At 39.1% G+C, this 24,566-nt stretch carries 24 protein-coding genes; 13 read left to right on the top strand and 11 right to left on the bottom strand.

Going from position 1 to position 24,566, the window contains the following annotated elements; all coding sequences use genetic code 11:
• The first annotated feature begins 17 nt into the window (after positions 1–17).
• Positions 18–1,139, top strand: coding sequence for a cysteine desulfurase family protein (locus tag GTQ48_RS09760; protein WP_163106520.1), 1,122 nt, complete (start codon positions 18–20; stop codon positions 1,137–1,139).
• A 1-nt stretch (position 1,140) separates the two neighbouring features.
• Here GTQ48_RS09760 and GTQ48_RS17535 read toward each other — a convergent pair whose 3' ends face one another.
• The 3 genes from GTQ48_RS17535 to GTQ48_RS09745 are packed head-to-tail and all read right to left on the bottom strand — an operon-like array spanning position 1,141 to position 6,454.
• The gene (locus GTQ48_RS17535) at positions 1,141–2,259 is read right to left on the bottom strand and encodes a phosphoadenosine phosphosulfate reductase domain-containing protein (protein WP_203565181.1); all 1,119 of its coding nucleotides are present in this window, start codon (positions 2,257–2,259) and stop codon (positions 1,141–1,143) included.
• Positions 2,260–2,273: 14 nt separating this feature from the next.
• On the bottom strand, positions 2,274–5,489 hold the full coding sequence (locus tag GTQ48_RS09750) for an AAA family ATPase (RefSeq protein ID WP_163106519.1): 3,216 nt from the start codon (positions 5,487–5,489) through the stop codon (positions 2,274–2,276).
• Positions 5,486–6,454: a DUF4007 family protein gene (locus GTQ48_RS09745; protein WP_163106518.1), complete on the bottom strand. Its 969-nt coding sequence runs from the start codon at positions 6,452–6,454 to the stop codon at positions 5,486–5,488. Before GTQ48_RS09745 ends, GTQ48_RS09750 begins: the two co-directional genes overlap by 4 nt.
• 203 nt (positions 6,455–6,657) lie before the next feature.
• Here GTQ48_RS09745 and GTQ48_RS09740 point away from each other — a divergent pair, with 203 nt between their 5' ends.
• From GTQ48_RS09740 to GTQ48_RS09725, 4 genes are read left to right on the top strand one after another with little or no spacing between them, the layout of a single operon-like run.
• The gene (locus GTQ48_RS09740; protein WP_163106517.1) at positions 6,658–8,814 is read left to right on the top strand and encodes a DEAD/DEAH box helicase family protein; all 2,157 of its coding nucleotides are present in this window, start codon (positions 6,658–6,660) and stop codon (positions 8,812–8,814) included.
• 2 nt (positions 8,815–8,816) lie between these two features.
• On the top strand, positions 8,817–9,023 hold the full coding sequence (locus GTQ48_RS09735) for a hypothetical protein (RefSeq protein ID WP_163106516.1): 207 nt from the start codon (positions 8,817–8,819) through the stop codon (positions 9,021–9,023).
• Entirely contained in the window at positions 9,013–11,040 is a 2,028-nt protein-coding gene (locus GTQ48_RS09730; protein ID WP_163106515.1) for an AAA family ATPase, read from the top strand. The genes GTQ48_RS09735 and GTQ48_RS09730 overlap by 11 nt, the downstream gene beginning before the upstream one ends.
• Positions 11,037–11,543 (top strand): hypothetical protein, encoded by a 507-nt coding sequence (locus GTQ48_RS09725; protein WP_163106514.1) that lies wholly within the window; start codon positions 11,037–11,039, stop codon positions 11,541–11,543. Before GTQ48_RS09730 ends, GTQ48_RS09725 begins: the two co-directional genes overlap by 4 nt.
• A 105-nt stretch (positions 11,544–11,648) precedes the next feature.
• Here GTQ48_RS09725 and GTQ48_RS09720 read toward each other — a convergent pair whose 3' ends face one another.
• Positions 11,649–12,506, bottom strand: coding sequence for a hypothetical protein (locus GTQ48_RS09720; protein WP_163106513.1), 858 nt, complete (start codon positions 12,504–12,506; stop codon positions 11,649–11,651).
• A 174-nt stretch (positions 12,507–12,680) separates the two neighbouring features.
• On the opposite strand from GTQ48_RS09720, the gene GTQ48_RS09715 reads away from it, so the two are divergent.
• On the top strand, positions 12,681–12,878 hold the full coding sequence (locus tag GTQ48_RS09715; RefSeq protein ID WP_163106512.1) for a hypothetical protein: 198 nt from the start codon (positions 12,681–12,683) through the stop codon (positions 12,876–12,878).
• A gap of 124 nt (positions 12,879–13,002) precedes the next feature.
• Positions 13,003–13,200, top strand: a complete 198-nt coding sequence (locus GTQ48_RS09710) for a hypothetical protein (protein WP_163106511.1) — start codon at positions 13,003–13,005, stop codon at positions 13,198–13,200.
• A gap of 146 nt (positions 13,201–13,346) precedes the next feature.
• Here the strand turns inward: GTQ48_RS09710 and GTQ48_RS09705 are convergent, their stop codons facing one another.
• A complete protein-coding gene (locus GTQ48_RS09705; RefSeq protein ID WP_163106479.1) occupies positions 13,347–14,282 on the bottom strand; it encodes a hypothetical protein in 936 nt (311 codons plus the stop codon).
• A 12-nt stretch (positions 14,283–14,294) separates the two neighbouring features.
• Positions 14,295–16,196 carry a nuclease-related domain-containing DEAD/DEAH box helicase gene (locus tag GTQ48_RS09700; RefSeq protein ID WP_163106510.1) on the bottom strand — a complete coding sequence of 634 codons (1,902 nt, stop codon included), beginning with the start codon at positions 16,194–16,196 and terminating at the stop codon, positions 14,295–14,297.
• 387 nt (positions 16,197–16,583) lie between these two features.
• On the opposite strand from GTQ48_RS09700, the gene GTQ48_RS09695 reads away from it, so the two are divergent.
• Positions 16,584–16,790 (top strand): hypothetical protein, encoded by a 207-nt coding sequence (locus GTQ48_RS09695; RefSeq protein WP_163106509.1) that lies wholly within the window; start codon positions 16,584–16,586, stop codon positions 16,788–16,790.
• A 44-nt stretch (positions 16,791–16,834) separates the two neighbouring features.
• Here GTQ48_RS09695 and GTQ48_RS09690 read toward each other — a convergent pair whose 3' ends face one another.
• The 3 genes from GTQ48_RS09690 to GTQ48_RS09680 all read right to left on the bottom strand — a co-directional run bounded on the left by GTQ48_RS09690 (position 16,835) and on the right by GTQ48_RS09680 (position 19,180).
• On the bottom strand, positions 16,835–17,332 hold the full coding sequence (locus tag GTQ48_RS09690) for a hypothetical protein (protein WP_163106508.1): 498 nt from the start codon (positions 17,330–17,332) through the stop codon (positions 16,835–16,837).
• 2 nt (positions 17,333–17,334) lie between these two features.
• Positions 17,335–18,405: a hypothetical protein gene (locus GTQ48_RS09685; protein ID WP_163106507.1), complete on the bottom strand. Its 1,071-nt coding sequence runs from the start codon at positions 18,403–18,405 to the stop codon at positions 17,335–17,337.
• Between the two features lie 271 nt (positions 18,406–18,676).
• Positions 18,677–19,180, bottom strand: coding sequence for a hypothetical protein (locus GTQ48_RS09680; RefSeq protein ID WP_163106506.1), 504 nt, complete (start codon positions 19,178–19,180; stop codon positions 18,677–18,679).
• Between the two features lie 383 nt (positions 19,181–19,563).
• Between GTQ48_RS09680 and GTQ48_RS09675 the strand changes: the two genes are divergently transcribed.
• From GTQ48_RS09675 to GTQ48_RS09660, 4 genes are all read left to right on the top strand, one after another.
• Positions 19,564–19,872 carry a hypothetical protein gene (locus GTQ48_RS09675; RefSeq protein ID WP_163106505.1) on the top strand — a complete coding sequence of 103 codons (309 nt, stop codon included), beginning with the start codon at positions 19,564–19,566 and terminating at the stop codon, positions 19,870–19,872.
• Positions 19,862–21,178, top strand: a complete 1,317-nt coding sequence (locus GTQ48_RS09670; RefSeq protein WP_163106504.1) for a type II toxin-antitoxin system HipA family toxin — start codon at positions 19,862–19,864, stop codon at positions 21,176–21,178. Before GTQ48_RS09675 ends, GTQ48_RS09670 begins: the two co-directional genes overlap by 11 nt.
• A gap of 186 nt (positions 21,179–21,364) precedes the next feature.
• Positions 21,365–21,928, top strand: coding sequence for a hypothetical protein (locus GTQ48_RS09665; RefSeq protein WP_163106503.1), 564 nt, complete (start codon positions 21,365–21,367; stop codon positions 21,926–21,928).
• An 85-nt stretch (positions 21,929–22,013) separates the two neighbouring features.
• Positions 22,014–22,823 (top strand): substrate-binding periplasmic protein, encoded by an 810-nt coding sequence (locus GTQ48_RS09660; RefSeq protein ID WP_163106502.1) that lies wholly within the window; start codon positions 22,014–22,016, stop codon positions 22,821–22,823.
• A 42-nt stretch (positions 22,824–22,865) separates the two neighbouring features.
• Here GTQ48_RS09660 and GTQ48_RS09655 read toward each other — a convergent pair whose 3' ends face one another.
• A complete protein-coding gene (locus GTQ48_RS09655; RefSeq protein ID WP_163106501.1) occupies positions 22,866–23,258 on the bottom strand; it encodes an OsmC family protein in 393 nt (130 codons plus the stop codon).
• A gap of 60 nt (positions 23,259–23,318) precedes the next feature.
• Between GTQ48_RS09655 and GTQ48_RS17820 the strand changes: the two genes are divergently transcribed.
• Positions 23,319–23,444 carry a hypothetical protein gene (locus GTQ48_RS17820; protein ID WP_275405629.1) on the top strand — a complete coding sequence of 42 codons (126 nt, stop codon included), beginning with the start codon at positions 23,319–23,321 and terminating at the stop codon, positions 23,442–23,444.
• Between the two features lie 14 nt (positions 23,445–23,458).
• Here the strand turns inward: GTQ48_RS17820 and GTQ48_RS17905 are convergent, their stop codons facing one another.
• Positions 23,459–24,361 (bottom strand): LytTR family transcriptional regulator DNA-binding domain-containing protein, encoded by a 903-nt coding sequence (locus GTQ48_RS17905; RefSeq protein ID WP_163106500.1) that lies wholly within the window; start codon positions 24,359–24,361, stop codon positions 23,459–23,461.
• Positions 24,362–24,566: the final 205 nt, after the last annotated feature.

The following is a 24,566-nucleotide window of genomic DNA, read 5'->3' as shown; positions in this document are numbered from 1 at the left end:
ATATGGAGCAGTATGCAATGATTTACTTTGACTCTGCAGGCTCTTTTCCAGTTCTAGATGAAGCTAGAGATGCGTTTATCAATTCTGTAAGTAAGTATTCAGCTAATCCGTCTTCTGATCATGCAGCTGGAGTTGAAGCATTTGAAGAGATAGAAAAAGTGCGTGAACTTATCGCGGATATGATTGGCGCAAGTCCTAGTGAAATTGTTTTTACTAGTGGAGCAACTGAGTCCAACAATTTAGCGCTTAAAGGGCTTCTTAATTCAAAATTGCTCGAAAATAAAAAACACATAATAACGAGCCAAGCTGAGCATAAGTGTATTCTCAGTATATGCGGTTACCTAGAGACCATTGGCTACTCAGTTACTTATCTTAAACCTAACGCTGATGGAATAATTACTGCAGACGAGGTAATTAAAGCGTTTCGAGCCGATACAGCAATAGTCAGCATAATGCATGTAAATAATGAATTAGGCACAATCAACCCTATCGCTGAAATTGGCGAAGCATGTTTCGAACATAATATTTATTTTCACACTGATGCAGCACAAAGCTTTGCAAAACTAGCCATTGATGTAGACGGCTTAAATGTTGATTTACTCTCGTTATCTGCACATAAGATTGGTGGCATCAAAGGTATAGGGGCTCTCTACATCAGAGAAGCTCGAGAACTCGATATTACACCTGTCATTCACGGTGCTGGACAAGAAATTGGATTAAGGGGCGGAACGGTTGCGACCCCGCTTGTTGCTAGCTTAGGTAAAGCATGTGAAATATTTCCAGAACGGTTTAAATCAGCGCAATTTTCCAAATTGAGAAATAAGTTAACAAGCGAACTAGTTGATAAGGCTATAAAGTACGAAGTTAACGGTGTGAGTGGGCTTCCACAAATAGTGTCACTAACATTACCTGAAATAGATGTTATGACTTTTTTGTTAAGCCACAGAGAGAAATTTGCACTAGCACAGGGTTCTGCTTGCTCATCGAAAGACATTGAAGCTTCGCATGTATTAAAGTCATTAGGCTTTGATAGAGACAAAGCTGAGCGAACAATTAGGCTCAGCTTTGACTTTAGTACATCGGAAAACTCAATTGTGGAGTTAGTGAAAGCGCTCCATTGTTTTGTAAATCAAGACTAAGCTACTTGTAGCAAGTAACACAAGCACCGCCGCCTTCCGCTTGATCATAGATTTCATCCATTACATCTACATCTGAGAAGTAAATAATTTTTTGTAGCGGGTTTCTAGCTCGCTGGCGTTCTTGCTTTTTGACAAAGCGATCGTAACGTTTTTTATGGTTATCCACTATCAACTGCTTTCGCTCTTCGTCTTCAAGAACAGAAAGAGGTGTTCCTTTACCTAACCAATAAAACGTCCCGTCTGGCCTCTCGTCTTCAGCTGCTTTCTCATATTGTTTGGCTTCTTCATAGGCATCAGGGTAAATTTCCATGAGGCGAAGCCATTCGATTTTTTGCTGATAAAAGCAAAAAGTGCAGCCGCTTCTTGAGCGCCAGCCATAATAGCCCGGCTTACCTTGGTCCATTGCACTTACAACCTTAGCAAGGGTTGTAATACTTATATTAGAGCGAAAATATGGATGATTCGGATCGGTTTTAATATGTTCCAAACGCTGCTCGAAATGCTGCTCTAAAAGCTCTTCCGGAAGCGTTTGCTCAACACCATTGCAGCCCAGCTTTAGTTCTCTAAAAGCTTGGACTTCCTCATCGTCACTGTACAAGTCGGCTTGCTGGAGAATAGACAAAATATCCTGCCGATTAAGGCCATCTTCCCTAAAGGGCATTTTAATCGTGATGTATTCTTCTGTAACGTTGTTAGTAAGAAAGCCGTCACGCGCTGGCTCATCAGCCCTTATCCCCACATAGGATACAATCTCTTCGTACCCCTCTTCTTCTATTTTCTTTTTTACCCACTGCTCAAATGGCACTAGCTTCATTTGAATTGTGCACCAGCGCGCTTGCGGGGATGGTAAGTAATTTTTATGCTGCTCTAAGTGGTAGTCGAAATCTTTCTTTTTACGGTTAGACGTAAACACTTCTTCATAGGGATCTATTATCTCTTTGCCTAGATACCCTCTCAGCTTATCGATAAAAATGTTTACCTCAGGTAACTCTTTACCCGTATCCGTGAAGTAATACTGAATATCGAGTTCAGGATAATTATCACGCATATACATCGCTAACGCTGCACTATCTTTGCCACCGGAAAGTCCCAGAACGTGAAGCGTTTTCTTAGAATTCAATTTTTAATATCTCCTTATTTAAACTCTTCAAGCAAGGCAACCAATAGCGCCTTTTTCTTATTACTGTCCAGGCCGTCCAGTGATTTAGTAATGGCGTTTACCTGAACTTTAAAGTCCTTTTTAATTGTTTCAGCGCTCAAGTCTTTAAACTCTGCCCTATGCGCCGATATCTTAAATTTTTCGACTAATTCGGGCAATTCAGCCTGTGCTTTAGTAATGGCAAGATCGTCCCAGTTCTTCTCAGACTTCGATGACAGTAAAGAGATAACGTTCGAAACCCACTTAGTACTATTTTCCGTTTGCTCACTCAAACGTTGAGCAAATGATTTTAACTTGTGGTCTGCTGTGAAATTTATAACGGCCGTACATGTCTCTACTGAAATTCTTTCCTCCCCAAGGGCCTTTTTAATTGAGGATTCAAAGTTAGCGAGCATCTCAGTGTGAGCATTTTTTAGATTGCTCAACAAGTCGGTCATTTGAGTAGCATCAACACTATCTAACTCGGTATTTAATAGTTTTGGAATGGCCTTGAACAGATACTCATGGGGATCTGAGGCTTTCTTGGTGACCTCTAGGAACTTACGCCCTTTTTTAGTCATATTCTTCGTCATCACCGTGTAATTCGACAACTTTGAATAGAATGTAACTAGCCCTTCGGCAATTCTAAGGGGCGTTACTTCATTCGAATAGTTAAACTCTTTGCCAGTTACTGAGTCGAGTGCTTCTGCTAACTTGTTAAGATAGGCGGTTTTTTCTTGGTCAATTTGAATAGCCTGAACAGCAACGTTCTGTGGCTTTTGAATTAGTTTTAGAGCAAATTCTTCATCAGGTTGCGTAATGAAAATTACCTCCCCCGTCGCTTCGTTTTTATCGTAGAAAGCATAGTCTTTTAAATGCGAAAGTACGAAAGCCATCAACCAGATCGACCGGATTCCTTTAGTCATTCCATAAGGAGGCGCAGCCCAAAAATCATCAATATCAGAAAGCCAAACCGGCGATTGAGCCTTTAATACAACATTTTCGTGAGTATCACTAAACAACGTGTTGACTAGCTCATTTCTTACTTCAGCAGGAAATATCCACTCAGAGTCAGCCTCGCTATGAAGTCCAAAGTTTCTGAGGCAAGAAAAATACAACCCTTTTTCAGCAGGGAAGGTGTCTTCAGGAAGACCCAGCAACTCCTCAGCATAGTTTTCAGCCATAGCAAACACTAGCTTTTTAATCGCGGCATTTGCGCTACCCGAGGGTTTATTTCTATTTACTAGCTCATTGACTATCGTTGGCGCTTTACAATAGATATCATCAGCAAAAGTTGAAATTAATGAACTTAAGTTTTCTGCGTTGTATGAGCGGCCGCAATATACCCATTTAGATTTACTAAATATGCCTTCTAACTCACTTTCTAAAGCACGCTCATTAGCCTGAAGTCGGCCGTTAACTTCCTCTTTTGCAATTTTATCATGCACTAATGCTTTATTTGTTTTTAAGATACTTTTGAGCGCCAGCTGCTCTATTGCAAGTGACTTTAAACTTTCCGAAGTGCAAGTTTCACCATATACAATGCGCTTATGAGAACCCACTAAATCGCTAAGCGCATTTAATGCAGCTGGCGATGATGGAATGTAAAAGTATAAAAAGGGCTCGTTATCTTGGGGAATTTCAGGAAGTCCTTTGATAGCACCTACACTACTTTCGTTTATCAGTTTTATGTCAGCCCAACGCATTGTGCCTTTTCTATGATAGTGCGCAGAAGCTAAAATATGCTTGGTAGACTGAACCTCTGAGACCCAATCAACACCATCCTTAATTGCCTCAACGGTAGTTGCAACCAACTCATTTACATCTATATCGCTTCCCTGAAAAATGGTAAGAGCCTGATGCGTATCGCGGTAAATTAGAACCTTCCACTTCTCAAGTTCTTCAATTGCATTTGAGACCTTGGTTTTCGAATAACCTAATTGTTCAAAATAGCTTAAAAGAAAATCGCGAGAAGCAAAAAGTTGATGTTGATATCCAAACATTGTTATTAACGCAACGGTCTTCGTTATTGCTTCGTGAAGTTCGCTACCATCTAAAGATGCCCTATATAAAGCATCTTTTGCTTCTAACCAAATCTTGCCATCTCTACTCGCAGAGATAATATGATCTAGGTTTACTGTTAAGTATTGCCAGAATAGATTAGCGCTATATAAATGAAGTTTGCTAACGCTTTTTGCGTTGTTGTAGAAATTGTTTACGAATTGATTGAAACTCAGCTTTTCATTTGATGCAAGAAACCCAAAAAGGCTTCTCTCGTTTTGCGAAAAAGAACGCTTTGATATTGGACCTAAAAGTAAGCTAACTACGGGGTCTATCGGCAATGCCCTTTCAAGCGAATGTAATATATTTCGCTCTTTACCGAGATGGGTAGCTACTACCTTAACCAAATCCGAATATTTGTTTGTTATTTTCTTACTCACCTCTGGCGCAGCAGTCACTGTTTCGCCAATTAAAATCAGAGATTCATCAATTGAAGGTGAATAGGCAATGTCTCTGTAACGCCCTTGTACCTTACCCCATTCGCGCTGAATGTGGGAGGTCATGGAACGTGCATACTCTGCAAACGACTGATGTAAAAAGCCAACTAGCACAACAGGTGTTTTACTTTTCTCTATAGCGTCAGCTAACTCTTGAAAAAAGTGTAAGTCTTTTTGCTCCCGAGATTGATAGTCGAGTGCTTTGCCCATTTCATCTAGTAGAATTAATACTCCGTCTGTTCGCTTTGCAGCTGAAGCTAAAGCGGTTTTGATTAGCTCAACATACTGATGGTCTGAACAACCAACAACCGCTGGTGCTTCTCCGAGTGCACTTAAGACACTATTAGCTAAACCCTCTGCAGGAGAGCCTAGCCCACAAACATACTTTACAACCTTCCACCCTTTTCTAACATTAAGGTCTTCTGAAAAAGTACTGGACGGCGACACCTCAGCTAGCTTTTGCTTTGCTAACGCTCTATCTTTTTTATTTTCTGAAAGCAAAAGTGACATGTAAAGGGCAAATGTCGACTTCCCCGTGCCATAAGTACCAGTAAGAGTGAAACACCTTTGACTAGTATTTTTTACTTCCTTCCCTAACGTGTCTAACGTACTGAGCGCGGTACCGTGTAAAACAATGTTATTGATGAACTGTTTACTATCAACCGCCCCATCTATCCTTGTTGAGCTTTTATAGTTTTGTTTTATTGATATCACTTGGTGCCTCGGTAGTACTCGTCAAGAATGAAATGAAAGTTTTCGTTTTCTTCAAACGACGCCATCAATCTTATTTGACGCATCCCTTGGGTATCTGTCTCACTAAATAAATTTGGATATTTCTTAACTGCACCATCTAGCAATACACCTAACCCACGCTCAGATAAACGAAATATTTTTCCAGGTGAGCATTGGTCGGAAAGTATCGAATCAAAGCCAGCAGTTACCGCGCCTTTTATTTCAAAGATGAAACGCAGCATTGCATAAGCAAAAATTTCGATAGGCAAATTAGGCCTTTCATCTAATAAGGATGAATAACTCCCCTTTCCAAGGTCTCTTATAAGGCCAAGCTCTATAAGGGGTGATGCAAAATGCTCTTCCCCTCCGCCGGTACTTTTTTTACCAACTGATGAAGATTTACTAGCGTAAGAATGTAAAAAGCAATCTAAGTCTTTTTTTATAGTGCTCGCGTTAACGCTCTTACTACACAAGGTATTAACATCATTAGCAATATCGAAAATTAACTTATCTTTTTCAAATACTTGCATCGAGCAAAGATTAAAAAAGTAGCGATAAGATGTAAGAATATTTTCGTCAAAATTCAAGAGAAAATGAATTAACCAAACACTTCCTATTTTTTCTAAGAAAGGATCGCTAGCGCCTTTCTTATCTTTTATACCAATATCACTTCCAGCTGCCTTCGCTGAGAGAAAAAGATATTTTCCGATATCTGTGAGACTCTGAGTAGCATCGTTCTTCTGAGTTCTTATTACAGAGCAAGCTTCACTCCAGTAGCGGATAGCACTGACCATGTTCTTGCCAACGCCTAGCTCAACGATAGCGTCTTGAACATCTTCACTATTAGAGGTACTTAATTTTGTTTTTTCATTCAAAAGGTTAGCGGATTTATAAAGCCACCCGTATCTAAGAGGGAATGTCTCGTGCCCTGAGAATTTAGGTTCCATAGTTCATTACCTACTGGAGAGTTTATCCAAAAAAAGATTGTAACGATAAGAGTCTTGTAAGCAAATACAATTTATAAAAATATCAGAACACTATTTCTGAAAATTTGAAGCTACAGAAATAAAAGCTCACTTGACTAGTGAGCCCGACAGGGTTTAGATTTACTACTTTAGTATATAACTAACGCTATATAAAGGGATTTTGATTGCCAACTAAAGACTTAAAAGAATTAGAGCTAAAATCAACTTACCGTTCAGGAACTGATGATCTCTTAAATGATTTCTACATCCCAGCATTATCTACTGCCAAATATTATGACCGTGCCGTTGGCTATTTCTCAACGGCATTGATCGCATATGCTTTAAAGGGGATTTCATCGATTATTAAGAATGATGGCCAGATGCGATTAATAGTGGGTTTTCCACTTTCAGAAGATGAATTTGAAGCACTAAAGCATGGGAAATCAAAAGAGCATATCGACAAAAAAGTAACTAATTCCCTCATAGAACTATATGGCGCTGCGGATTTAAAACTTGAAAAAGAAAGGCTAGCACTCTTCTCATTATTAGTGGCTACAGGGAAACTAAAACTAAAATTCGCGTTTAAAAGACAGGGAATGTACCACGAAAAAGTAGGTATTATTACAGATACTAAAGGGAATAAGGTATTGTTCCATGGTTCTGCAAATGAAACGACTAATGCCATCCACCCCGGTTTCAATTTTGAGTCCTTTGCAGTCTATAAAAATTGGAAAAAAGAAATCTATGAAGAATTTGCTCAAAATTTTCAGCAAGGTTTTGAAAAGCTATGGTGTAACGAAGAAAAAGATATCTTTTGTTTAGATATGCCCTCCGAACTATATGAAAAAATATCAAGAGACTACATTGCAAACAGCAGCATAGACTTGTACGACATTGATGAGTGCGCATGGGAAGAAGAGCTATCAGAACTTGCAAAACATAACTATCCTTTCGTACCAACCGAAATACAAGGAAACCCCTTCCGGGTTTATCAGCATCAAAAAGACGCGCTTGCTAATTGGTACAATAATGGTTTACACGGCCTATTCAAGTTAGCTACTGGCGCGGGCAAAACTATCACCGCGATGTATGGAATTGCCAAAATTTTTGAAGCAGCAAAGAAACCAAGAAAAATGTGCGTGATTGTAGCCGTACCTTACGTCGCACTCGCTGAGCAATGGTGTAAAGAACTCAAAATCTTTGGAATGCAGCCTACTCGCTGCTTTGGCTCCACAAACAAATGGCAAAATGAATTATCAAACAAAATTTCTAATCTTCTACTAGGCAACATTGAATTTTTATCGATAGTTGTTGTAAATAAAACACTCAGAGAAAGTAAAGTTTTTAAACAGCATATCGATAGAATTAGTCCAAACGCGATTTTTTTCATAGGCGACGAATGCCACAGGCATGGAACAGAAAGCATGGCACGAGCCCTCCCTCAAGCAGAATATAAAATGGGCCTTTCAGCAACACCATACATAGAAGATGAAGACTATTTAGAGCGCGATACAGAGAAGTCTTACTTGCTCTCTTATTACGGCCCAGTAATTGCCGAATATACACTAGAAGACGCTCTAGATGATAAAGTTTTGACTCCGTATAGATATCATATCGTAGAAGTTTACCTCACTTCGTACGAGCACGCAGAATACTTAAAGTTAACAAAGGAAATTGGTCGGCAAATGAGTATTGATAGCTCATCCAGGAATACGCAACTGGCAAATGCAATCAGAGAAAGAAACAAGGTTGTTCAAAACGCAAGTAATAAAGAGAATGCACTAGAGAAGCAATTAATTGCCAATAAAAATGATGATAAATCTCATACCCTTTTTTACACTGGTGAAGGAAAAGCGAACTCAGAAGATGATGAGCAAGTTATCCAATCAGAACTAGAAAGAATAGCTGCAGTGCTGCGGAGAAATGGATGGAAAGTTTCTAAATTTACTTCCAAAGAGAGTAGTAAAGCTAGATTAGAGATAATGAATAGCTTTGTTGAAAAAAACATTGACGCACTTGTGTCCATGAGAGTGCTAGATGAAGGAATAGATATACCTCAATGTAATACGGCTTATATCATGGCTAGTAGCACTAATAGTAGGCAGTTTATTCAAAGAAGGGGACGGATACTCAGAAAGTATTCTGGAAAAAAAGAAGCAACTATTTACGACTTCGTGGTTTTGCCGGATAGAAATTCAGAAATAGGTAGCACTAAAGATCTAGTTAAAAAAGAATTAAAAAGAGTGATGGACTTTGTAAGGCCATCACTTAATAGGCCTGAATGCCAAAAAGAAGCGGAAAGAATTGCGGGCCAATTTGATATTGATATAAAAGAGGTTTGATTATGGATGATATAATTAGCGAGTTAAAAAGGTTAAAGGAAGAGCATATGCAGGAGAAAAAAGATGACATATATTTCAGAACTATTGAAAAACTGTTAGTTATTGAACGACAGGCGATATATGGAACATTATCTCAAAAAAATAAAAAAATTGAATTAGAGATAGATAAGGAAATGAAAAACTATCGTGAGCTAAAAAATGTTAATTAAAAGAGTAAAAATAAAAAACTTTAGGCAATATTACGGTGAGGTGGAATTAAATTTCGCCACAGAGAAAGAAAAAAATGTAACAGTCATACGCGGTGAAAATGGAGTCGGAAAAACTGCTATACTTAATGCTGTGAAATGGGCATTCTTTGAAACATTTACAAATAACTTTTTAAATAAAAAAGATTTAGTAAATAATACTGCATTAAAGCAAGGTAAATCGCGCTGTAGCGTAGAAATAGAATTTGAAGAAAATGAAAAGCATTATCTTCTCCTAAGGGACTACGATCAAAAGACCCGTAAATCAAAACTAGTTATATACCCATATTCTGGTGATACTCTTGGTTCTTCACTGCCTGACCCTACTATTGTTATTAATACTCTCCTTCCCAAAGAGATGGCCGAATATTTCTTTTTTCAAGGTGAGGGCAGTAACGCAGTTAATGTAGGGAACAATGGTAGTGACCTGGCCAAATCTATCCGAGATATATTGGGCTTTGAGGTAGCGAATCGTCTTATTACTGACCTAAAGAGCCTCAGCAAGAATCTAAGAAGTAAAATCGCGGAGTTAGATACAAGCGGGGAAGCAAAAAAACTTCGCCAGAAATTAGATGACATTGAAGATAGCCTTAGTATTGATATAGAAGCTCTAAGTGGGAAAAATGAACTACTTCCTAAGTTAAAAAAACAACTCCAAGACGTTGAAACTCAGCTCGATCAAATTAATAACCATGACTTACAAAATTTAAAACAAAAAGAACGTTCATTAGAACGAGAAATTATAGAATTGAAGAAAAATATTCGTTCGGCGAATATCAAAAAGGTTTCAAATATAGCTAGGTATGGGTGGGCAGTTTTTGGCTATGACTTCGCCTCTACCTCTCAGGACTTTATTGACGAGTCGGAACTGAAAGGGCGGCTCCCTGAGCCATATAACGAAACATTTATTAAAGATATCCTAGAAGCAAAAGAGTGTATTTGTGGCAACGACCTAGCTAGTCAAAAAGACGCTTATGAAAAAATCGCAGGTATGTTGTCACAAGCTGCAAACCCGGTTTTGCTGCAACGCCTTTCTGGTATAAGAGCTCAAATTCAGGATATTAAAACGCTCCATGAATTAGCGGCCGACAATATTAAAGAAAACATCGAAACACTTCAACAAACGCATGAACGATTAGCGGTTAAGAAAAAAGAATTAGCGGAGATTGTTGAAAAAATCGGACTCATACCAGAGGACAGAATTCAAAAACTTCAAAATAGTAAGAAAAAACTTCTAAACGACGTTAGCATTACTGATAAGTCGATCGGCAAATTAGAAGGTAGTATTGAGACTAATAGCGCGTTGAAAGCTGGGCTTGAAAGAAAGCTAAAAGATGCAACGCCTAACAATGATGCCCTCTCTGCCGTGCAACTTAAAAAGTTATTTGTAGAGGAACTTGCTGAGGTTATTGAAAGCCATCTCGGAAAAACGGAAAAGAATATACGGTTACATGTTTTAACCGAAGTGAATAAGTCGCTAGATAGATTTTCCCGTCACGACTTCAAGATTAAAGTCGAGCCATCTAATTTTTCGTTCCAATTACTTGATAAATATGACAACAAGGTAAGCCAAGGTGATGGCTTAAATTTATTGCTCAATTTGACAATAACATCTTCTCTAATAAATTTTGCTGCAAGCAGAAGAGATGTTAAGGACCCTATTTTGTCGTCTGCTACAGTAGCACCATTGCTTATTGATGCGCCATTCGGCGTTCTTGACAATAAATATCGGAATGTCGTGGTAAGCGAGTTACCGAAGCAAGCGAGACAAGTAATTTTTCTTGTATCGTCAAGCCAGTGGTCAAAGGCTATGGACAAGGAAATTAGATCAAAGGTTGGAAAAGAGTATCTACTGATACTTGAAGAAACAAGTGACAAAAGAGATAAAGAAATAGACTACTTGAGCGTAAAAGGAGAAAAAAGAGCTGTCTCTAGATATAACTGTGATGTCGATAGGACCGTCGTGGAGGATGTAACGTGAAGGGATTAACTAGTGATCTATATAATAAACAGGTCAGAAGAAACAATAAATATAAAAACGTTGTAGATTTATTATGTTACGGTAGCCTGGATGGTAAGAAATCTACAGAGCATAAGGTTTTTGATAATATTAAGGACCTGATAGTTTTTGCCGCAATGGTTGGCAAAAAGCTCGAGAAAACAGAGGCTGTAGACACAAAAAATAGTACTTCAATAGTGCTAGGCACGTTTTCAGGATCGGGCAGTACAAAAAACTCACGGATTGACCAACACAATATAATATTCATGTTTGGCTTGTTAACAAACAAAGACATGAATTACTTAAGAGATGAGAATGTTGCTGAATGCATCCATCTCTTCGAAAATTATTCAAACGGTGGTTTGAGTGTTATAAATGAATGGCTAATTCAATCTACTTGGGATATCGACGTGCTGATAGAAAAAATAAGTGATCATTTACCAAATGACCAAGCCGGAATAGATTTGGCTGACAATCCTTTTTAGTTTTAAAATACTCATTTGGAAAGTCAGCATTACGGCTTTCCAACTCATTTATCTGAGTATCAACTCATGCTTTCAAAATTCATCTAAAATTTTTTTGAGTTTGCTTTAAACGTCTATTTTACGATTCACTAACTGATAATCTGAAATTAAAATAGACTTAATGTTTTGTTTATTGGCTAGTATTGAAGCAAAATCTCTAATCAACATTCGTTCAATAGCTAACCTGTATTTGCTTAGTTCAGGAGGTATTACATTGTACTTATAATAGTTCCATTCCTTTATATCAGGGTGGCCGCTATTGAACCTAGGGATTAATTGATTTGCTTCACCGACGTAAATAAGCTGGTTCTTAGTATCTAATAACATATAAATCACATTACTAGCACCAATTTCCAGTTTATACTCAGAACGCGGCTTCCAATCTTGTTTGTGAATCCGAGCGTATTCGCCTGATAAAAGGCTCGTAGCAACAGCCTTTAACGGTGCTGAGTCTATTAAACGATTAAATAGCTGAGGAAATTGAGGTTCCACGGTAAAGCTGGGTGTAAAAATAAAAAGCCTATTTGCAATGTCGAATTCAATGTCTAAAAACTCCCAAAAACTTATATCTTTTTCAACTTGCCTATGACTGACACCTTCAGTAAGCTCTGCTTCGATAGCTCTCATAAAAGTCATTAAATATATATCTTGTAACTTGCGGCCTAGGCCACGCTCAAAACTGAGACGGTAACGGTAGCCGTCTTGGCTTTTTCGCTTTACTACATTCCCTTCAAAAATGTGCTTTTTAAACTGAATGTGTACTTTACTCATTTCATCACTTTTAGACCTGACAGCGCTGTAGTTTTCTTTTATTTGCCATATTTTTTGCACCCACTGTGGGATTGGTGTGGCAAACTCTTTTAAAAAAGTACCATCTACTTTTTTCCGCCATAGCGGCCATTCAACATCACTTCTCTCGAGCACAAAAATTCCTTTTATACTAAAAAAACTAACTTTGTGACTTTACAATATTATATGCTTTGCGCCGCTTACTACTTTTTTAAATAACCAACCAAAGCATTTATTTAACTGACCATTGAGCCAGCTGTTTTTTATAAATAATAATATTAGTCTTATGAAAATCAGGGGAGATAATGAATGATAACACTAACACCTAATGCTTCACTAACTGAGCTAAAATCGTTGATTCATCAAGAAAACTTAAAAGCAGAAAGAGTCGAAGTAATTTTATCTAACCTGCTCGCCTTGACCGACGAAAACAACGCAGCTTTCAACATTCCTTTTGACGATGTAACTGTCACAATTCAGACTGCCATCAGTCTTTTAAAATGCTAGATTAAAATGGTGAGTGCCGCGACGTTGGTAACATTGACTGAGGAAATGTAACTGGACCTTCTTAACGGCAGCTGCTTTTTCATGAACCGTAGATGTAATCTTATAAAAAACGAAGGCAAAACTGATGATAACACCTAATCTTAATACTTCGCTAGCTGAGCTAAAATCGTTAATCCATCAAGAAAACTTAAAGGAGGAAAGTGTTGAAGTCCTTTTATCTAACTTGCTCGCGTTAAACGATGAGCAAACCGAAGCTTTCAGCATTCCTTTTCACGATGTAATTGTTACAATTCAGACGGCGATAAAACTTTTAAAAAGCTAGGTGCGAGTACCGAGTAACAAAACGTTGAAGGTATATACGGGGAAATGCTAATGAAGTCCTTAAGCGCATTGCACCATTGTTACGTTGCCGATTACGAAGTTCTAATAGCTTATCTATGAGTTACTGACTTTAGCACTACTTAGCTTCTATGGAAGAGAAATTTTGTTGTTCGATTGAGGAGCTTCCATTTTTTTAAAGAAATCACTAACTATAATTCGTAGCTCCGCGTTCATAGCATCAACTTTCTGAGTGTCTTTACGACAATAGTTCAAGACGCTTGAAAATATCCCTAATGGAAGATACTTTTTTTTAGTTCTATCGACAGACGTTATAAACGTACTGAACACTTGTTTTATTTTCGCCTCTTGCAACAATATCGTGTGGTAGTCTCGATGAGCCATGTCATATTTTTTTTTAATAGATGGAATTTGTTGTTCAATCGCTTTTCTTTTGCGCTCCAGTTTAAGTGCACTGCGATACGTGAAATAGCCAGCCAATAAGGCCATTGGAGCCATTACAATCAAGGCCAAAATTACAGTTCCGCCCACCATTCCTGAACCACCAGCAACAATTGCTCCACCGCCAAACCAGGCTAATGTTGCATTGAAAGCAGCCACCCCTGATAAACCGCCAATTGCAGTGCCTGTAGAAGCAGTACCTAACGCAGCCACAACAACCCAGCCAGCACCAGCCAAAGTGCCACCGCCTACTGCGCCAACGCTACCTAATGAAACCGTTTTTAAAGCAAACAATTTGTATTCGGTTAGTCCCCTTAAACCTTCTAGTTTTTGTTTCTTATCCACTTCGAGTTTTAAAAGCGCTACGTTCTCACCTTTCACTATGCCCTGAAAACAAAAGTTAAGCCTAGATGATACGGCCTCCAGTTGAGCTTTGAACCTTTTTATAATTAGGTTACGCTTCTTAATAAACGTGTTCGTTTCTCCTATGAGGCTTTGATACCGCTTCTCGACTTCCTTCAGTTTTGAACGCTCCAAGTCGTAATGGGCGTAATTAAAAAACGTGAGGCACTCCAACAGCAGTCTCCCTGTCACTTTAAACAGAATCCAAATGATTTTTAACATCGACCTACTCCTTTAGGTAATCGTCTTTTCGAAGAAATCGGTAAATTGCGAAGACTTGCAATTTAAAATGATCAGGTTCGTTTTAGCCCGCGTAATTCCCGTATAAACAACTTCTGGGGTATCTTGCGGTTGAATTATTAAAAAAACAGTTTCGGCCTCCAAGCCTTTAAAGCTGTGAATGGTAGAGATTTTTATAAGGCCCGAATTTTGAAAGAAGAAGGTTTTCTTTCTTCTTCTCAGTTTCTCAATGGATTTATTGTTGTATCTATTCTGTTGTTTTAGCGATTCTATTTCCTCTTCGGTCTCAAACATGATTTTTGTTTTTTCACGAGTCAATATCTCATTGTTTATTTTGAAAAGGGGATCAACTTGAGAAGCTACGATAGCAACATCATTTGGATGAAATTTTTCTTGTCGTATTAACGAGTTAATAACCTTTGCTATTTCTTTCGAATCAAACTGATCAGGAATAGTTTTAGTGATTAAAACTTCAGAATTAAAATCCAAACCACTTTGCTCCATAGAGCATTCAAAAATTTCTGAATCTTTGTATTTATCAACTAGAAACGTCGTTTGAAACTTTGAAAAGAGTCTTACTAAAGGCGTATTAATATCTGAACGATAAGACTTTTTTAGTTTTTCCCATGTTCCAAAGCCATTTACTAAAGATGACTCTCGCTTACTATCGTCTCTTTCATAGATATTCTGCGACTGATCGCCAAACAAGACCATTTCACCCTCTACTTCAAGAAAGTTATTACGAATAACTTTTATCCAATCAGGTTCGTAGTCTTGCACTTCATCGAGCAAAATAGTCTCGTACTTTGTTACATCAACGTCTTCAAATAATGTTGAACTTTTGAAGACCTTGCTTATTTTCTCCTCTTCAGTTCCTTTAAAACGTTTCATCTCTTCAGAAAAACTAATATTGTGTTCATTCATTTGTGATTTTATAAAGGCATGGTAATGAATAATTTCTATTTCTTGAGCAACTTTTTTACCGTATAACCTGCTTATTGCATCCCTTATATAATGTCTGATAGTGATATTGTAGGTTAGTATTAGCACCTGCTCGCCATGTCTTGATAATGCATTGATGGCTCGTTGCGCTAGTATGGTAGTTTTTCCGCACCCAGCAACCCCCTTAACTTTGCTCAGCGCAGCTTTGCTATATGTCAGCGGCAGCTGTTTCTTATCAAAGTTAATTTTCTCAGCTTGGCTTTTAATAAACTCTGGTGGCATAAGCCGCCGTTTTAAATCATCATAAATGTCATCGGTAAATAGGATATGGCTAGATATCTTTTTAAGTTTATTTACAAGCTTGTCTATCATGTCGAAGCCAATCGACATGTTGAGATCTCGATTCAATCGCTTTTGTTGCTTTGACCAATGGTCAACCCGCTTTTCATATTCAAAGGTCGTAAGTTCGGAACGAGCATGGTTAGTTTGATTTATTTGGCCTGACGCTACGCTGATAGCTTCGTGATAAAAGCCGCTAAGGCTTTCACGATTCGCTTTGTGAAAATAAACGTAGACCCCGATAAGGTTGTAAAAGTTACTATTGATTACTTCGCGTAAACCTAAAAGTGGAATATGTAAGTCATACATATTTTTTTTATAGGTGAATACTTGCTGATGCGGGGAACTTTTTACTGTGCTTTCTATTCTCCATGTATTGTTTGCGTCTACACTAAAATTAGATAAATTCCAATCTTTAACCTCTACAATGAATGCGCCAGCGCCCTTTTTTAAGATGACTATGTCTGGTCTGTCACCATCTAAAAAGGAGTTAAAGAATATCTCGTAATTATCATCTAATTTTTCTTCCAGCGCTTTAAGAAGATGCATTTCACCTTCTTCTGGCTTTACCCGAAGACAGTTAATTACCTGCCATTCTGGATATAATACAGCCATACTACGTCCCTTTTTAATTATTTCCCTAACACTGATTGCTAACTTAACGCAATCATTCCCTACCGCTCTAATCTCGATTCCTTTCAACTTATCGCTGATACTTATTGCTTCTACTAAAGAAAAACACCAATAATACCCTCATAATAAATATCACTGAACGGAGGTTGAGCTAGTTGCCTAACACTCTTCCTAAATTCAGATAATAAGTGCACCACTATTGGTTAAATGATGAGAAAAGATCAAATTCCTGATGACGGTACTCTGTATCCACAAAAAAAACAAATTTAATTACAATGAGTTATAAGAATTTATTCGAAGAATAACGAAAACTTCTCTGATATTTTCGAAGCAGTAGATAATGGTAAATGGGCAGAGTTTGTAAAACTTATGGGGTGCGTATTTTGTAAGCGCAGAGACCAAGCTATTCGCCCTCTTTACAAAGAAAAGCTTGATACCGAAACAGGGGAACTTAAACAAAGTTACTTTGACGAAGTAGTTTCGATCTCGCTTCGAGGAATAAAGCTAGGTGAAAAAGAAGTGATTACTAGAGTTCACGAATGGCGCTTAGAAAATCGTGGCACTAGAGCCGCATAGCGGCTCAGATGCTTTTACTTGGAGTTCTGTAAATAAGTGTACTACTAGTGTCTTTTTAATTCAGATATCCTTTCTTTACTTATTCTTGAGAGGCTAAGAGTATAATCAACTCCTGAAAACATTACCTTCATAAGCGTCCATAATTGACTGTAAGTCAATATAGTGACGAACATGAACGAGAACTGGCGTAAATACTTAGCAGTAGCGCTCTCAAGCTGAAAATCTTTCATAACGTAATAGCAAAATGTGAAAAACAAACTAGCTACTATTATCATTGCTGAATAAGTCATAGGCTCAATAAATTCTCTTGATTTTTTAACGGCTGCGGCCGCATCTTCGACACTTTTTGCATTTTTGGCTTGAGATTCTAGCTCAACCTTCAAAAGTGACAACCAAGCTCCCATTACAGCGAAAACTAGAGCTGCTACTGTGACCAGCATTTTATAGATTTCAAGCTGATTAGATGCCGATACACTATCTCCGTATTTAAAGGCGAAACCGCCAGAAAATAATAGGCCGATTAAGGATATAAGTTTAAGCATTTTTAAGCAGGCCTCTTGGCATCTGACTTAGGCTTCTCTTCATCTACTTTGATATGAGCATCTAAATCTATTTTAGATTGAAGGTTATTTAAAAGATGGAATAAGTCGGGCTGTTGGTTCTTAACTTTCCATAAAGGCTCGTATTGGAAATCTTCCTTTTTATTAGCTCCATCAAGCCAGACAATATGATTTGAATCGCCTTTAAAAACAAACCCTACATTATAAGCCTCTGAGAAATCGCTTTCTTCGTACTTCCTTATCAATCCTTTCACTTCATTAGAGTTAATTGTTACAGGCATCTGTACACGCATTGTTCGTTCTTTGGAAGGCGGCAGATCATTAAAAAAGGTTCGAATTTTCTCAACAACAGAAGCATCATCGTCTACGAGACTATTATAGACGCTTACGTCTTTCACCAGCTTCCTAATTGAATCAGCTCTTTCAGTTATTTCTTCATGTTTAGTCGGAGCATGTCTGGGCGAAATCATGAACCGAGGATATAGGCTGGTATTTGGGACTCTAGAGTCAGCTCCTTTCACTGGTTTCGGAAACTCGCTCAACCCCTGAATTACATCTTTACCCTCTGTTCTTTGAACCGTGTGAGGTGTGTAGTGAGTAAGAAAACCTTTCATATATTCGGTAAACTGAGAAATGCCGAGGGTAGGTATATCAAACCGCAACGCAATAATTACATGATGTTTAGGACAAACCCAGAAGTATGAGGGGTAACCTGGGATGTCTTTTTGACTTATTCTTCTGTTGGAAACCTCTACAGCACCTGAGTTTTTAGAGCCATTAACAACACCCACGCCATACTTGGAAGAGGGAAGCTTGTTCCACAGTGATATTAAAAACTGTCCGTTTGACTCGGCAACGTCGAGGCAAAAAGCTTCTAGAAAGTTTTTATTTCCAGAGTATGTGGATGTTTCTATGAGTGGTTTCTTAGAGTCAATAGCCCACTTTTTAAGCTCAGCAAACAATTTTGACGGCCCGAGCATCTTAAGCTCATGACCTTTCCTTGTGTATATTCCACACGTCTTAATATTGTAAAAATTTAACTGCAGTTTAGTCATCGAGCTTCCATTTCTCAAAAAGTAAGCTCAGTATAATGCAATGAGCATCGCATATTAAGCTAAATATCTGCTACACATTTGCTACTTATTTTGAAAAGAGAATTTTTACAGAAGAGAGGCTAGGCTACAGCCCTTTAAAAATGGCGCACCCGATAGGATTCGAACCTATGACCTTTGCCTCCGGAGGGCCGCATTCTATCCAGCTGAGCTAGGGCTGAATACTTTTTTCACTTCGTTCCGAGAAAGCACACAAGAACTTTTCAGTGATATCTCACCCTATCCTTTGCCTCACATAACACATCAGCCTTTTCGTGGCCGTATTGCTTTTTACATCTAGGCTAACGCTTTGTTTACTGTATGCATCGGGCTGCTCTTTATACAGGAAGAGGCAAACCGCCAAAAAGTTGAAATCGATATCGTTATTTATTAGGGAATTTAGCAGAGCTAGTTGCTCCAGTAATATTTGCTCACTAGGCGATAATCCATTGGTTCGCTTACTTTTCATTATTTCAAAATCTTCTGCAAGCATGGCTTCTGTATACCCGGCAGATGAAAGCGCGTGGCCTAAAATCTGCTTAGCCATTGAGTCGATGCTCTCTGTATTGCGCTCACTGCCTGTTGATTTTTGAGCCACATTATTTTCGCTGCATGCCATCATAAATAGCACCGCAGGGTCGACTGCATTGAGTCGAGTAGCAATATCTTTAATAGACTGATAAAAGCGTGGATTGGATATGTTGTCGATGAAGGCGTTAATAATTGCGTGGTATACCACGTTGGCTCTCCAATTATTCTGTTGTTCACTGTAACCAGATAATATTGGATGGTACGGATTTTCACCGCTAGCGTGTAATTAAAATCTAGCAATATGCAATTGACTGGCGTTATTGGTTTTCAAACTCAAAATAGTAAACATAAACCAAGTTACTGCCAACTATGGCAAAGTGGAGTGTTCAGTGTGCAGCAAAGCGTTGTGCAGTTTTAAGGCTGCTAAACAAGTGGCTCAAACAATAGTTCACTATAGTGAACTATTTTACTCATAATTACACTTTTAGTTTACTTTCTTCTCTTTTTCCGCGTTAAAGTTCACTTAACCAAACAAAAATGATATTTTTCAAGCTAAAGTTCGCCATACATAACTTAGCACTGGTGGAATGCATGAAAAGTAATATCACAGAAATTAAGCTGCGTGTTAACGCACTCTTAAAAGAGCTTGAACGTCTAGAAGCTAGCGAGCTTGAAAACAGAGAGATGTTTCCGCTTTCTGAGTTAAAACAGCGCGTAACCCGTTATGTAAAAGACAACGATATTACTATCGACACATTTTGCGAACTTGCGATGATAAGCAAAACCACGCTATATGCTGCATTTAACTCGCCAGGTTCAACTAAGCGCGCCACTATAGAAGCTATTATCTCTGTTTTTGGAAACTACCGGTTATACGTAGGCCGTGTAGATGCAAATTAACCGTGTAGCTACCGTTTTTGTTAATGCAAATAAGGCGGGAACGCTTGCAGAGTATCGCGACGTGAATAACTTAGCTGCTCGCGAGTCTTATGTTTTTACCTATGCAGAAGAGTATCTAACCTATGGTGCTCCCATTGGCCATCACTTTCCACTAACAAAAACACGATACGAGTTTGATGCACTCCCCCCTTTCTTTTCTAATGTGCTTTCTGAGGGTTGGTTAAGAGCGCATCAGGCTGCAAAGGCAAGACTCGATAAAAGTGATGAGTTTGGTTTATTGTGCGCCAATGGAGAAGAGCTTATAGGCGCGGTTTCGGTAGTGGCTGGAGAGGTTGATACATTGCCAACAGACCGTTTTATTCAGCTTCCCATACCTAAATCACGCACTTTGAAAGACAAAGGTGTTGTTATTGTTGGCACGTCGAGAACGTTTAATGACTACGCAGTAGATCATGCGAACGGCCAATCCATTTCAGGTGTGCAGCGAAAGCTTATGATGAAGTTGCAAGGCAATCAACTTGTGCCTACTTCTCGTGGGGGTCAGTACATTGTTAAGCCCGCGCCAGAAGGGGTACCGTATTGCCCTGAAAATGAGTTTTTTATTATGAGCTTGGCCAACAAGGTGGGGTTTAATACCGCGGAATGTGGCCTTGTGCCTTTTGAAGACGGAGAGCTTGCTTACGTAACAAAGCGTTTCGACATTCTTAATGAAGATGAGCGCTACTTAATTGAAGACGGTGCATCCTTATGCTTAGTGCATCCCAAACATAAAGACAGCGAAGCATTAAGTTATGAAACCGTGTTAAAACGGTTAAGCCAAGTAGCAGGGAATAGCAAAGCGGTAACACTAACATTGTTCTTACACGTTGTGTTTTCTTACATTGTGGGTAACAACGACTTACATCTAAAAAACTTCTCTTTGATGCGCAAACCTCGCGGGCAAAGCACGACTATGGACATGTTAACGCCAGTGTATGACGTACTTAGTCTGGCGCCCTACCCTCAATTTGATCGCGCTTGCTTTATGTCTATTGGCGTTCTCGCAATAGAAGAAGGAGATGATGGATATTTTAGTGATGCATACAACTCGTTTGGTTACTATACCAAGCACGATTTTGTGCAGTTAGGTGTAAATATAGGGCTACCTAAAGCACTTGTTGAAAAACAGCTTAAACAACTCACCGGCAAAGTGTTAAAAGCGCTGGAAAGCGATGATAAAACACCCATGCCCAATGACGTATATCAACAAATAGTAACTCGTATTAGTGAACGATGTAATGTGTTAGGGCGAAGTCTCGACAAATAGCCGATGTTATAGCAACACCTTAACTATCCCTAAACCCAACACATTCAAACAATCGAGGCTGTTATCAAAAAAGGTCTGATATTTTTCTTACTGTTTGCCGCAATTGCACTGGCTGGCGCTATTTGGTTTTTTCAAGCCCAGCACAGTGAACCTAAGCCAAGTTATACCGAGCCATGGCGTAGTAGCGTGTGGAACAATGCCTTGTGCAGCTTTTTTGCAGTAAGCAGCGATAAGCGGAGCGTGGCATTACTGAACGAGGGGCTATCGAAGGCCTTAGGTAATGAAGAGGTAAGCACTGTAGTTGAGCCCTGCCCTGCACTCTCACCATTGTCTGATAACTTGCCTACTAACTTACCTGATAAGTTATCTGAGCGGGAAACTCGCTTATTCGAAATGCTACAGGCGGTAACGGTATTACCTAGCCCGCCATTAAACACAATGAGTACCGAGGTACTAACGCTTACCTCTTTTATTGAGCAATACGGCCAACTTGATAGTGCCGATATGCACATTTATGAGTTAGATTTAGCTAACCAGCTTTTCGCCTACGAACTGCGCTTTGAAGACGCTCGCGCATACGTAATGTACAACTTCTCTTTTGATACCCACCCATTGCCGTTACCCCTTGGCTTTATGGCGTCAACCAAAGTTACGCTGTATAGAACCGACAACCCAACATTCGAGCGCTTTGTTACTAGCGGCCCGTTAAGTATTACCTATCACTCTGCTGTTGTTGTTATAGTCGACTGAGTTTAAGCATCTACCTTATATAGTCTGATATACTGTTAAACACGAAGTGTAATTGTTTAAGTGTTACTAATTCGTTGGAGCAGGTATGTGGTGTAAAGCGACAATGTTTTTCTTTTTAGCTTTAGTGAGCTTTGGGCTTGCTAGTGAAACACACATAAATGCTGAGCCTGCGCATTCAACTAAAACAAATAACGCGCAGTGGCTTGAAACCCAACCCGTTTTACGCTTTGCAATAAATCATTTCCCTCCCTATTCCATATTGTCAGAAGGTAAGCCACCAGCGGGTATAAACGTTATTGCCATGAAGCTTATTGCCGAGCGGCTGAATATGCGTTTGAAATTTGTTGAATGCCCATTTGCACGCTGTATTGTGTTGCTTGAAATGGGTGCAGTGGATGTCTTTATTGGGTTAACCTATAGCGACGCTAGAGCAGAGTTTTTGCACTTTATCGAACCCTCTGTGGCAGATGGCAGCGTTCAAACCTTTTACGCTAGAAAAGGGTCAGAAACGTCCATTAATTCATTTGCCGACCTGAACGGGCAAATTATTGGTCTTACTCGCTTTAGTTTGTACTTTCCAGAATTTGATGACGCCACCAGTTTTACAAAAGTGCCTGCCAACTCTCACCTGCAGCTTATCAATTTGTTACTCAATGAACGTATAGATGCTTTCATTGGCTCTGAACAACGGCTTAACTATTTGCTGCAAGAACAAGGCTTAACAGACACAATTTTACAGCAAAACTACACAGTAAGAGACGACAGAAAGGTGTACCTCGCACTGTCTAAGCGCTCTGAACACTCAGGGTTGGAAGAATCATTCAGTAAAGCGCTGCGCTTGATTAAAAGCAAAGGCGTTTTTGAAACGCCTTATACAGCTAACCATAGCGAGTAAATGAAGAGGATTGTTTTACCCGCCTCCGCTTAAACCTAAATACTACTCCGCAATTTCAATACTAAACTCTGGCATTGCCTGAATCACTTTTTTCACTGTGCAGCTGTTGGCAGACGCTAAAAGTGGCTTTTTATATTTCTCTGGGAAATCGTCAGGCAACGTTACTTTAATGGCAAATGCCTTTTTAAATTTATCTTCATCACTGCTGCTGTGGTCTTGGCTAATACTAATTCCGTCTGCGCTGATGTCTCTTGCGTCACAAAATTTGCGAATAAAAAACGCTGCACATAACGGCATGCTCGCTAAGAAGTAATCGAACGGCTCGGGATAAGACTCATCACCTCCGGCTGATACGCTTTGGTCACTAATTATTTGATGCTTGCCAAAACTGGCCTGTAGTTTCTGCCCTTCCAAAAGTGCGATATCTATTTTCATTGCTGTGCCCTTATATTCACTTAACTTAATAAACGTTTTGCTTATCCTGAAAGGAGTTGTATGCGGCGTCAAGGTTATATTGTGCGCTTTGACGTTAACAATAGTGAAGCACCGTTTCTAAACGGCATTTATCAACACAGTGCCGCGCAAATTAATGAACAACGTATCGCATTAACGGGGAGTTAAACAAAAAAACAAATTCAACTTTTTGCATTATCTACCTTCGTTTCATTACCCACCTTCGTTTCATTACCAAAATACAGCTTTGCGAGCTTACGCTTACTTCTACTAATGGGCAGTTTTGCGCCATAAGGCATTTCACACCACGCTTCGCTGCCTGAAATATGCACCCTAATAACGTGATCTTTATGCACCCAGTGAGAACGATGAATTAATATACCTTCATCGTCTAACACCTGTGCTATTTGGTTTAGCGCGCCGAGTATGAGTGTATTCCCTTTTGTAGTTTTCACGTTTACATAATGAAGTTCGGAGCTTATGGAAATTATATCTCGGCCAAGCACTTTCGGAAGCCTTTCGTAAAATTCAGCCTTTAGCTTTTTCCGCTTTTCTAGTTCTAGTTCTTTTTCGGTTTTAGGCCGGCTATGTCGTTCAGGCGTATTATCTTTCTCGTTAGGGAGCTTGTAAGTAACCTTTAGAAGTAACGGAATGTTTATTAAAAACCATAGCGTAATGATGCCCGGTGTCACTTCAAGAAATTCTGATACTACCCGAAAGAAAGGGCCTTTCTGATCGAGCATATCAACCCAACTGTCCGGCTCATCTTCTAAGCCCGGAAACCAATAATCGATTGATGCAAAAATAGGAGAAACCAGCACGGCCCCTAAAAGCCCAGATATGAGTAGTAATAAGTACAGTGGAAATTGCTTGGGTGGCATCTTAGTGGTTACGTAGCTAGCAAACATTAACCCCAGTAAAGCAGCCGAAATTTGCAGAAACCAGAAAAGCAGTCGTTGGAAAAAGTTTAGGCCGTAAGAAGACTCCGGCTCCATTAACGTAAACAACAGGGTGAGGCCAAATGCTGTAAGAGCAAAACCACTCTTTATCGGTGCCCTGCCTAAAACTGTATCGCTAACTAACACTTACTGCACTCCTAGGTTCGTATCACATGTATTTATACAGTGAACACACAACGAATTACCCTTTTTTTGTATTAACGGTTAGTTTTTTTCACAAGTTGCTAGTGGGTGTAGTCTAATAATCATTGGCCATTCATACATAAAATCAACAGCTTCTACATTTTCGATATGCACCCCTGAACGGTCGTCTATACTCATGCCCATGTTA

The sequence above is a fragment of the Alteromonas genovensis genome, assembly GCF_010500895.1.
Taxonomy (GTDB): Bacteria; Pseudomonadota; Gammaproteobacteria; order Enterobacterales; family Alteromonadaceae; genus Alteromonas; species Alteromonas genovensis.
The sequence above is the reverse complement of the archived record's forward strand: the minus strand, read 5'-3'. Positions and strand labels throughout refer to the sequence as shown.

Coding starts and splice junctions, on each gene's coding strand:
- GTQ48_RS09760 (WP_163106520.1), top strand. CDS start 18: ATGATTTACTTTGACTCTGCAGGCTCTTTTCCAGTTCTAGATGAAGCT.
- GTQ48_RS09745 (WP_163106518.1), bottom strand. CDS start 6,454: ATGGAACCTAAATTCTCAGGGCACGAGACATTCCCTCTTAGATACGGG.
- GTQ48_RS09735 (WP_163106516.1), top strand. CDS start 8,817: ATGGATGATATAATTAGCGAGTTAAAAAGGTTAAAGGAAGAGCATATG.
- GTQ48_RS09730 (WP_163106515.1), top strand. CDS start 9,013: ATGTTAATTAAAAGAGTAAAAATAAAAAACTTTAGGCAATATTACGGT.
- GTQ48_RS09715 (WP_163106512.1), top strand. CDS start 12,681: ATGATAACACTAACACCTAATGCTTCACTAACTGAGCTAAAATCGTTG.
- GTQ48_RS09710 (WP_163106511.1), top strand. CDS start 13,003: ATGATAACACCTAATCTTAATACTTCGCTAGCTGAGCTAAAATCGTTA.
- GTQ48_RS09705 (WP_163106479.1), bottom strand. CDS start 14,282: ATGTTAAAAATCATTTGGATTCTGTTTAAAGTGACAGGGAGACTGCTG.
- GTQ48_RS09700 (WP_163106510.1), bottom strand. CDS start 16,196: ATGGCTGTATTATATCCAGAATGGCAGGTAATTAACTGTCTTCGGGTA.
- GTQ48_RS09695 (WP_163106509.1), top strand. CDS start 16,584: ATGGGGTGCGTATTTTGTAAGCGCAGAGACCAAGCTATTCGCCCTCTT.
- GTQ48_RS09690 (WP_163106508.1), bottom strand. CDS start 17,332: ATGCTTAAACTTATATCCTTAATCGGCCTATTATTTTCTGGCGGTTTC.
- GTQ48_RS09685 (WP_163106507.1), bottom strand. CDS start 18,405: ATGACTAAACTGCAGTTAAATTTTTACAATATTAAGACGTGTGGAATA.
- GTQ48_RS09675 (WP_163106505.1), top strand. CDS start 19,564: ATGAAAAGTAATATCACAGAAATTAAGCTGCGTGTTAACGCACTCTTA.
- GTQ48_RS09670 (WP_163106504.1), top strand. CDS start 19,862: ATGCAAATTAACCGTGTAGCTACCGTTTTTGTTAATGCAAATAAGGCG.
- GTQ48_RS09660 (WP_163106502.1), top strand. CDS start 22,014: ATGTGGTGTAAAGCGACAATGTTTTTCTTTTTAGCTTTAGTGAGCTTT.
- GTQ48_RS09655 (WP_163106501.1), bottom strand. CDS start 23,258: ATGAAAATAGATATCGCACTTTTGGAAGGGCAGAAACTACAGGCCAGT.
- GTQ48_RS17820 (WP_275405629.1), top strand. CDS start 23,319: ATGCGGCGTCAAGGTTATATTGTGCGCTTTGACGTTAACAATAGTGAA.